This is a genomic window from Polaromonas sp. (assembly GCF_012927415.1).
In the GTDB taxonomy this organism is placed as follows: domain Bacteria; phylum Pseudomonadota; class Gammaproteobacteria; order Burkholderiales; family Burkholderiaceae_C; genus Polaromonas.
The window spans coordinates 1-7,875 of record NZ_JABBPF010000130.1; the positions used below are offsets into that span (position 1 = coordinate 1).

Below are 7,875 nucleotides of genomic sequence, written 5' to 3' on the forward strand. Positions count from 1 at the left end.
GATCAATCCGGCAACGCAAACGGTAATCCGGCTGTTGCGGGAGGCTCTTGTCCGAACACAGCCCTTGTCAGCAACTTTTCAATCGTTGCGGGTGGCGGGGGTGCAGGAGGTGCGGGCGCGCCAGGCGACCCGTCGAATACGGCCAATGGCGGGCAGCCCGGCAGCAATGGCTCGGTAGTCATCACCCCCCTTTCACCTGCGCTGGGGCTGGTCAAATCGGCTCCTGTTCCGGCGTTGCAGGTCGGCCAGAACAGCAGCTACGTCCTGACGCTGACCAACAGCGCCACAACGCCCGCATTCACCGCCACGATCCGGGACCAGTTGCCGGCAAACCTGAGCTACGTGAGCGGCGTCGGAAGCAACTGGAGCTGCAGCAACACAGGCGGCCTGGTGAGCTGTAACTTCACCGGCGGCACCATTGCTGCCAGCGGCGGGACCACCACCGTGACCATCACGGTAACCCCCACCAGCACGGCGAGTGCAACCAACTTCGCTGCGGTGGACCCAACCGGAGGCCCGACGCCACCGACGCCGACCACCTGTACTGCACAAAACGCCCCGAGCGCCGGTTGCGCGGCACCGGTGACCAGCAATGTTGGCCGGGCGGTCGGCGGCACGGTCTATAACGATAGCAACCACAATGGCAATCTTGACGCAGGCGAGTCTGGCCCCGGGGTGGCCACTCTTTTTGTAAAGCTTGCACCGTCCTCGGGCGGCGGTTGCTCGGGTCCGGCTATTGCGGCGGCGGCAGTCGATTCTGCGACTGGCGCTTACAGCCTGCCCAATGTGGCGGTCGGCAGTTACTGCCTGATTCTGGACAACAACGCCACCCTGGCTGACGTGACTGCCGGGTTGCCGGCAGGTCGCATCGGTACGCAGAACCCTTCCGGGGTGATTCAGATCACTGTCGCTGGTGTGCCTGTCCCACCGCAAAATTTCGGTCTGTACAACGGCTCGATACTTGCAGGTACGGTGTTTGCCGACACCGGCGTGGGCTCTGGCACTCCCAACAACGGCATCAAGGACGGCGGCGAAGTCGGGCTGGCCGGCGTCACGGTCAACGCCCAGCAGGGCGGCAGCGTGCTGGCCAGCACCAGCACCGCAGGCGATGGCAGCTATATCTTGTGGTTGACCGCCAGTGTTGCCGGCGCAGTCAGCATCACGCCGACCGCGCCCAGCGTTTTCCTGGCGACGGGTGGCTCTGCCGGCACCACGGCGGGCAGTTACGCCAGACCTAGCGTCAGCTACACACCGGTGGCAGGGCAGATTTATACCGGCGTGAATTTCGGGCTGGTGCCGCCCAACACCCTCGCGCCCAACGGCGCGCAAACCGCCTCGCCCGGCACCAGCGTGGTGTATGCCCACAACTTTCAGGCCGGCAGCGGCGGGCAAGTGAGCTTCAGTCTGGGCAACGCAGCGAGCCCTGCCAGCCCGGCCTGGAGCCAGGTGCTTTACCTGGACAGCAACTGCAACGGCGTGATCGACGTGAGCGAAGTCGCCATCAGCGCCCCTTTGAGCGTTAGCGCAGGACAAAGCCTGTGCCTTATTGTCAAACAGTTCGTTCCGGCGGGCGCACCCGTCGGCGGGCAAAATATCGTCACCCTCAGTGCCGCTTTCAGCTACACCAACGCCCCCGCGCCCGCGCTGGCCAGCAACCAGACTGCCACCGACATCACCAGCGTCAGCCAGCCCGGCGGTCTGACGCTGGGCAAGTTGGTCAGCAACGTCACGCAAGGCGGCGCGGCCGCGCTGTCGGTCAACGCCAAAGCGGCCGATACCCTGCAGTACACGCTGACGGCAGTCAACAATGGCAGCCAGTCCATATCGGCCGTGGTGATCAGCGACGCCACCCCGGCCTACACCACCTACCTGTCGGCGGCCTGCTCGGGCCCCTTGCCCGCCGGCATGACGGCCTGCAGTGTCAGCACCCAACCGGCTGCAAGCGCGCAAGGCGGCTTGCAGTGGAGTTTTACCGGCTCGCTCACCCCGGGCGCGCAGCTCAAGGTCACTTATCTTGTCAAGGTCGATCAGTAGGGCGCTCGGCGCAGCGGCTGCATCAAACCTTCAGGTGCAGCGCCTGCGCGGCCGCTGACAAACTTTCCTGCTGCCGGCGTAGCAGATAAATCTTGCGCGTCAGCTTGGCAAGCGCCAGAGCACGCGTCAGCAGACCCGGGCGATCGAGGTGAAATAGCGTCAGCGCGGGGCCACGCTGATGCCCAGGCCGGCCTCGGCCCTGCCCATGACGGTTGCCAGCTGGTCAACTTCCAGCAGTGTGTTGGTTTGCAGCGGATGCAGCGCGGCATCAAGCGCCTGGCGCACGCTGCTGTTGCGTGACGGGTGCACAAAGGGGTAGTGCAGGCGCCTTTTCGGCGTCCATGCCGTTTCGGTCGCCAGCGGGTGGTCCCTGCGACAGGCTGGTAAAACGGGTCAGTGAACAGCAACTCAGTGCTCTGCCCCGCGTCGCTGGCGCGGGCTGAGGCCAGGGCAAAGTCGGCCTTGCCGCTGCGCACCAGGGCGCGGCAGGGGTCGGACAACATGTAGCTAAGCTTCAGCTCTATGCCGGGCCACGATTACTTGAACCCGGCAAAAATCGCCGGCAGCCGGCGCCTGGGCAGCGAGGGCAGGGCAGCAACATGTGCGCGGCCTTTCCTGCGTTCGACATGATCGCCCGGCTCGCTGACCGCCACCACGAAATCACCCAGCAGTTGACGCGCCGACGGCTCGAACAGCCGGGTGTTGAGCGCCTGCTCGCGTGTGCAAATCAGCGCATTGAAGGCAGGCTGCGACAAATGGCAGGCGCTTGCCGCCTTGGTGAAGCGGTGCTGGTCTGTCAGCGCCCGGAAGGCGCGCAGCTGCCGGGGGAACAGATTGGGGCTTGCCAATTGACTTGGCTTTCAAATAAATTGATTCAAATTTTTGATTTTGCAAATGAGAGAGGCCGGCGAAAAGTTCAGTCGGCTTACTTTTTTTAATCCGTATGACTGCATGACAACTGTTTCCACATTTCCCCTGTCGATCGGTTGTGCCGCTGGTTTTCCAGGTGACCGCGTTGACGCCGCCGGGCCGGTGGTGGACAGCCTGATCGCCCGCTGCGCGGCCCACCCGGGGCAGCGCGCCTCCCTGATTTTCGAGACGCTGGCCGAGCGCACCCTGGCACTGGCCCAGTTGCTCCTCCGCGCCGATCCGCAGCCTGGCTTCGAGTTCTTGCTCGACGACCTGCTGCGGCTCGGTCGCGGCCCAGATCATGGTCGTCAACCCCGGCTTGCCGGTGAAGGACGTGAATGAATTCATTGCGCTGGCCAAGTGCAGACCCGGCAAGCTGTCCTTTGGCAGTGGCAGTTCTTCCAGCCGGGTGGCGGGCGAGATGTTCAAGCAGCTCACCGGCACCTACATCCTCAATACCCCCTACAAAAGCAACCCGCCAGCAGTCACGGACTTGCTGGGCGGGCAGATCGACAGGATGATCACCGACCTGGCCACGGGTATGCCGCAGGTGAAGGCCGCCTACAGTAGCGACGCGGCCGGCTTTTACCAGTCCACCGGCACTGAAATCTTTACCAACAAGCCGGGTGGCGCTGGGCAAGTTCCAGGCCGCAGAGTCCCTCAATGGGGGGGCCGCATCATCGAGGCGGCGGGCATCACGCCCGCATAACGCGCCGCCCGAGCGGGTCCTGCCGCACCATGGTGCTATTCCTGGTGATATTGATAAAGTAGCACTAAATAGCGGTATTCATTGGAGGTAGCGCTCAAAACATGCCTGACATGGTTGCCAGGCGGGGGGGCTGGGCGTCACAGCATCTCGTCGGGGGCCAAGGGCCCGATCAGCTTGAGCAGCAGCCTTAAGCCGACACCTGCATCCGGTTCGGTGCTTGCATTCTTCAGCCTTGAACCCTGCGGCGCGCGCCAGAGCAGTTTGCCGTCCGTCAGTTCGACCTGGTAGGCCGCAGTCGCCAATGCGGGTTCGATCATGCGCGTCGCCTCCAGCGACAAGGGGCGGCTCCGGATGACGATGGCAACCTCGCTGTTTTGCAGTTTTGAGCGCAGATCGAGGTTCATGGAGCCCACTACCAGCAGGCGCTGGTCCACCACCACCACTTTGGCGTGCAGGCTTGCGCGCGAGCCGCCGGTCGAGCCGCCGGTCGAGCCGAAACCCTTGAGCGTTCCCTCCTGTTCGGCGCGCATTTCGTAGAGTTCGATACCCATGGCCAGCAGGGCTTCGCGGTAGCGGGCATAACCCACATGGGCAGCGGCGGCGTCGTTGGAGGCCAGTGAGTTGGTCAGCACGCGCACCCGCACGCCACGCCGCCGCAGGTCTGCAAACTGGCTCATCATGAGCTTGCCGGGCACAAAGTATGGCGAAACGATGAGTAATTCCGTTTTGGCCTGCGACATCAGTTGCAGCAAGCCGTCGACGGTGGTGTCCTGCGCTTCATTCACGTCGTCCGCGTCGGCAGCAATCTTTGACGGTTTGTCCACCAGCATGACGGAGGGCGCCCATACCCAGTTCAGCAGGCTCAGGTCGGTGGAGTCGGGCAAGGCCGGCAGGGTCGTCGAGACACCACCCGGTGAGGTGGCAATGCGCTCGTTGCCCTTCGGGTTGGCTGCGGCGGATAGCGGCAGTGATCGGTCGGGGAGCGCGGCGCCATCTCCGGGTTTGCCGGGGTCGGGGTTCGTCGTTGGATCCGGCCGCCTGAGCAAGACAATTTCCTCCTTTGTCATCAGCGCCTGCACCGGATAGGCCAGCGGGTTGTTCCAATACTGGTCAAAGCTGTGCGACAAATCACGCACGATGCGTCCGGCCGCCAGTACGTCGATGTCGATAAAGTTGGTCCCTTCGCTTTGGCCAAAGTAGGTTTCGCCCAGGTTGCGCCCTCCGGTGATGGCCACGGCGTTGTCAGCCACGAGTATCTTGTTGTGCATGCGCCGCTGCATGCGGGCCACGTCCTTGAGATTGCTCAAAATGCGCAGAAACATCGATCCGCGACCGCCGGGCAGGGGGTTGAACAGGCGCAACTCGATATTTTTTTCAAAGGCCAGTTTGAGTACCTGGGCATTTTTACCCGAGGTGTTGAAGTCATCCAGCAGGATGCGGATGCGCACGCCGCGAGCAGCGGCCTCGCGCAGTGCGTCAAACAGGCGCTCGGTGGTGTCGTCCGCAAAAATTGCGTAGTACTGGATATCCAGCGTTTTCTCAGCCGCCTTGATCAGTGTCATGCGGCTGGTGAAGGCTAGTTCGGCATTACCCACCAGCGCAAAGGCGGAATCATTATGCGTGTCCGCCTTGGTCGCCCGCGCCTGAAAAATCCGCCCCAGCCGGGTCCCGGATGGATTGTCCAGTGCGCTGGAAACCGGTCTTGCGACATCGCTGGGCAATGAAGCACAGCCGCTGGTCCAGAAGCAGAAAAACAGCAAGAAAAGCCAGCGGGAGATGTCTGCGCGGCGTCTGGCTGGCGCGGCAGGAAGAAGAGGGAGCAAAGAGGCGTGCGGCAGGGCGGGGGTTTGCATGATGGAGACGACTTTAGCCCAAGAGGGGGGTCGCCCCGCCGCTTTTTTATGTCGGCGGCCGGTTCGACCATGCCGCCTGAAGGCCGGCGCCTGCGTCAGGCTGACAGGGTTTCCCAACGCTGCAGGGCTTCCATCAGTTCTTCCTCGATTTTGCTATTGCGCGCAGTCAGTTCGGCCGCCCGTTTGGCGTTGCTGGTGTAGAGCGAGCCATCGTAAAGCTCCTGCGCAATGGCCTTTTGCTGCGATTCGAGTTGCTGGATCACTGCCGGCAATCCTTCCAGCTCGCGCTGCTCTTTGTAGCTTAGCTTCTTTTTTAATAGCTGCTCGCGACCGTCCTTGCTGGACCCTACGCTGTTTTTTCCGGGATTCCTGGCAGGTGAAGCGGGCACAGGGATTTTGGTATTGCCGGCGAGTTGCGCGGCCCGTTTTGACTGCGTAAGCCAGTCGGTCACACCGCCTTCGTATTCGCGCCAGAAGCCAGGGTTCTCCGGCGTGCCTTCATAGGCGATTGTGCTGGTCACCACGTTGTCCAGGAAGCGCCGGTCATGGCTGACCAGAAACACCGTGCCTTCGTAGTTTTGCAGCAGGTCTTCGAGCAATTCCAGCGTGTCGATGTCCAGGTCGTTGGTTGGCTCGTCGAGCACCAGCACGTTCGCGGGCCGTGCGAACAGGCGAGCCAGCAGCAGGCGGTTGCGCTCGCCGCCCGACAGCGTGCGTACCGGCGAGTTGGCGCGGGAGGGAGAGAACAAAAAGTCGGTCAGGTAGCTCTTGACGTGTTTCTTTTGGCCATTGATCTCAACCCATTCACTGCCCGGGCTGATGAAGTCTTCAAGTGTCGCGTCAAGGTCCAGAGAGTCGCGCATCTGGTCAAAATATGCCACTTGCAGATTCGAGCCCAGACGGATCTTGCCGGGGGGCGTCGTCACGTCAGGCTGCAATTCGCCCAAAATAAGCTTGAGCAGCGTTGTTTTGCCCGCGCCGTTGGGGCCGAGCAGGCCGACCTTGTCGCCGCGCAGCAGTGTGGCGCTGAAGTGATTGACGATAATTTTTTCAAGGCCCGGATGGCCAAAGCATTTCGACACTTCGGTAAGTTCAGCCACGATCTTGCCGCTTTTGTCGCCGCTGGAAACATCAAGATTGACCCTGCCCACCGCATCGCGACGCGCCGCGCGGTTGTCGCGCAAGGCTTCCAGCCGCCCGATGCGGGCCGTGCTGCGGGTACGGCGCGCCTCCACGCCTTTGCGAATCCAAACCTCTTCCTGCGCCAGCAGTTTGTCGGCCTTGGCAAAGATGACAGCTTCCTGCGCCATCTGGTCTTCCTTCTGGATCAGGTACTGGGCAAAATTACCCGGGTAGCTGCGCAGCTTGCCGCGGTCGAGTTCCACGATGACCGTGGCCACCTGGTCCAGAAAGGCCCGGTCATGGGTAATCGCGATGATGCTGCCGTTGAAATTGATCAGCAACTCTTCCAGCCAGGCGATCGAATCGAGGTCCAGGTGATTGGTCGGCTCGTCGAGCAGCAGCACGTCGGGCTTGGCAACCAGCGCTTGTGCCAGCGCGACCCGTTTTTTGGTACCGCCCGAGAGGGAACCGACGATAGCGTCCTTATCCAAGTGCAGGCGGTGGAGCGTTTCTTCAACGCGTTGCTCCCAGGTCCAGCCGTCAAGCGCTTCGATTTCGGACTGCAGGGCGTCCAGATCGGTATCCTCGTCGGCCGCCAGATATTGCTCGACAATGTGCTTTGTCCTTGCAAGTCCGGCACTGGCAGCGACGAAGACAGTAGCATGCGGGTCGAGGCTCGGTTCCTGCGGCACATAAGCAATGCGCAGGTTCTGCTGCAGTTGCAAAGTACCGTCATCAGGTTTTTCCAGTCCGGCAAGGATCTTGAGTAGCGACGACTTGCCTGTGCCATTGCGGCCAATCAGGCCAATTCGCTGGTTGTTTTCAAGGGAAAAATCTGCGTGATCCAGCAGAGCGACGTGCCCAAAAGCGAGTTGGGCGTCGAGGAGGGTAATGAGTGCCATATAAAGAGCGATTATCCGGGCGCTGGAGTGGGGCGATGACTTTTTGGTGTTTAAGTCCACTTCGGGCGCTTGATAGTCGCAGGGTCGGTCGCAGCCGTTGGTGGTGGCCGGTTGAGCCGGGCTGGGCGAACAGGGCTAAGTGACCACACTCTACGGGGTTGCACTGCCTTCTCGAATAATGAAGAGCCTTCAAGCGCTGGCAACTCCTGGCCGAAGATCTATCGTTTTTTCTCCAGGATGCTGGTAGCGGGCTCACAAACGGTGCTATGATTTGCGGCTCTGCTGAAGACAATGCAGCTCATCCGCAAGGCGAGCGACGAGTCGGAAAGCAAAAAAAGTCAAATGA

5 protein-coding genes and 2 pseudogenes are annotated in these 7,875 nt (G+C 61.8%); 3 read left to right on the forward strand and 4 right to left on the reverse strand.

Annotated elements, in window-relative coordinates; all coding sequences use genetic code 11:
• Positions 1-2,034: hypothetical protein (locus HHJ19_RS11930; protein ID WP_296907602.1), on the forward strand; the 2,034-nt coding region annotated here is incomplete at its 5' end.
• A gap of 159 nt (positions 2,035-2,193) precedes the next feature.
• Here the strand turns inward: HHJ19_RS11930 and HHJ19_RS18055 are convergent.
• Both HHJ19_RS18055 and HHJ19_RS18060 read right to left on the reverse strand, forming a co-directional pair.
• Positions 2,194-2,394 carry a LysR substrate-binding domain-containing protein gene (locus HHJ19_RS18055; protein ID WP_366929404.1) on the reverse strand — a complete coding sequence of 67 codons (201 nt, stop codon included), beginning with the start codon at positions 2,392-2,394 and terminating at the stop codon, positions 2,194-2,196.
• A gap of 176 nt (positions 2,395-2,570) precedes the next feature.
• Complete coding sequence (locus HHJ19_RS18060) at positions 2,571-2,882, reverse strand: LysR family transcriptional regulator (RefSeq protein ID WP_366929403.1); 312 nt, start codon at positions 2,880-2,882, stop codon at positions 2,571-2,573.
• 103 nt (positions 2,883-2,985) lie between these two features.
• Between HHJ19_RS18060 and HHJ19_RS11940 the strand changes: the two are divergent.
• Both HHJ19_RS11940 and HHJ19_RS11945 read left to right on the forward strand, forming a co-directional pair.
• Positions 2,986-3,222: pseudogene (locus HHJ19_RS11940) on the forward strand (hypothetical protein); the annotation flags it as partial.
• A gap of 16 nt (positions 3,223-3,238) precedes the next feature.
• Positions 3,239-3,652 (forward strand): annotated as a pseudogene (locus HHJ19_RS11945) (tripartite tricarboxylate transporter substrate-binding protein); the annotation flags it as partial.
• 137 nt (positions 3,653-3,789) lie between these two features.
• On the opposite strand, the gene HHJ19_RS11950 reads toward HHJ19_RS11945, so the two are convergent.
• Together HHJ19_RS11950 and HHJ19_RS11955 are read right to left on the reverse strand one after the other, a co-directional pair.
• On the reverse strand, positions 3,790-5,505 hold the full coding sequence (locus HHJ19_RS11950; RefSeq protein WP_296907606.1) for a phospholipase D family protein: 1,716 nt from the start codon (positions 5,503-5,505) through the stop codon (positions 3,790-3,792).
• A 95-nt stretch (positions 5,506-5,600) separates the two neighbouring features.
• On the reverse strand, positions 5,601-7,529 hold the full coding sequence (locus HHJ19_RS11955) for an ATP-binding cassette domain-containing protein (RefSeq protein WP_296907609.1): 1,929 nt from the start codon (positions 7,527-7,529) through the stop codon (positions 5,601-5,603).
• Between the last annotated feature and the right edge of the window lie 346 nt (positions 7,530-7,875).

Bases quoted from the DNA above. Each gene is read 5' to 3' on its own strand.
- HHJ19_RS11950 (WP_296907606.1), bottom strand. From the start codon at position 5,505: ATGCAAACCCCCGCCCTGCCGCACGCCTCTTTGCTCCCTCTTCTTCCT.
- HHJ19_RS11955 (WP_296907609.1), bottom strand. From the start codon at position 7,529: ATGGCACTCATTACCCTCCTCGACGCCCAACTCGCTTTTGGGCACGTC.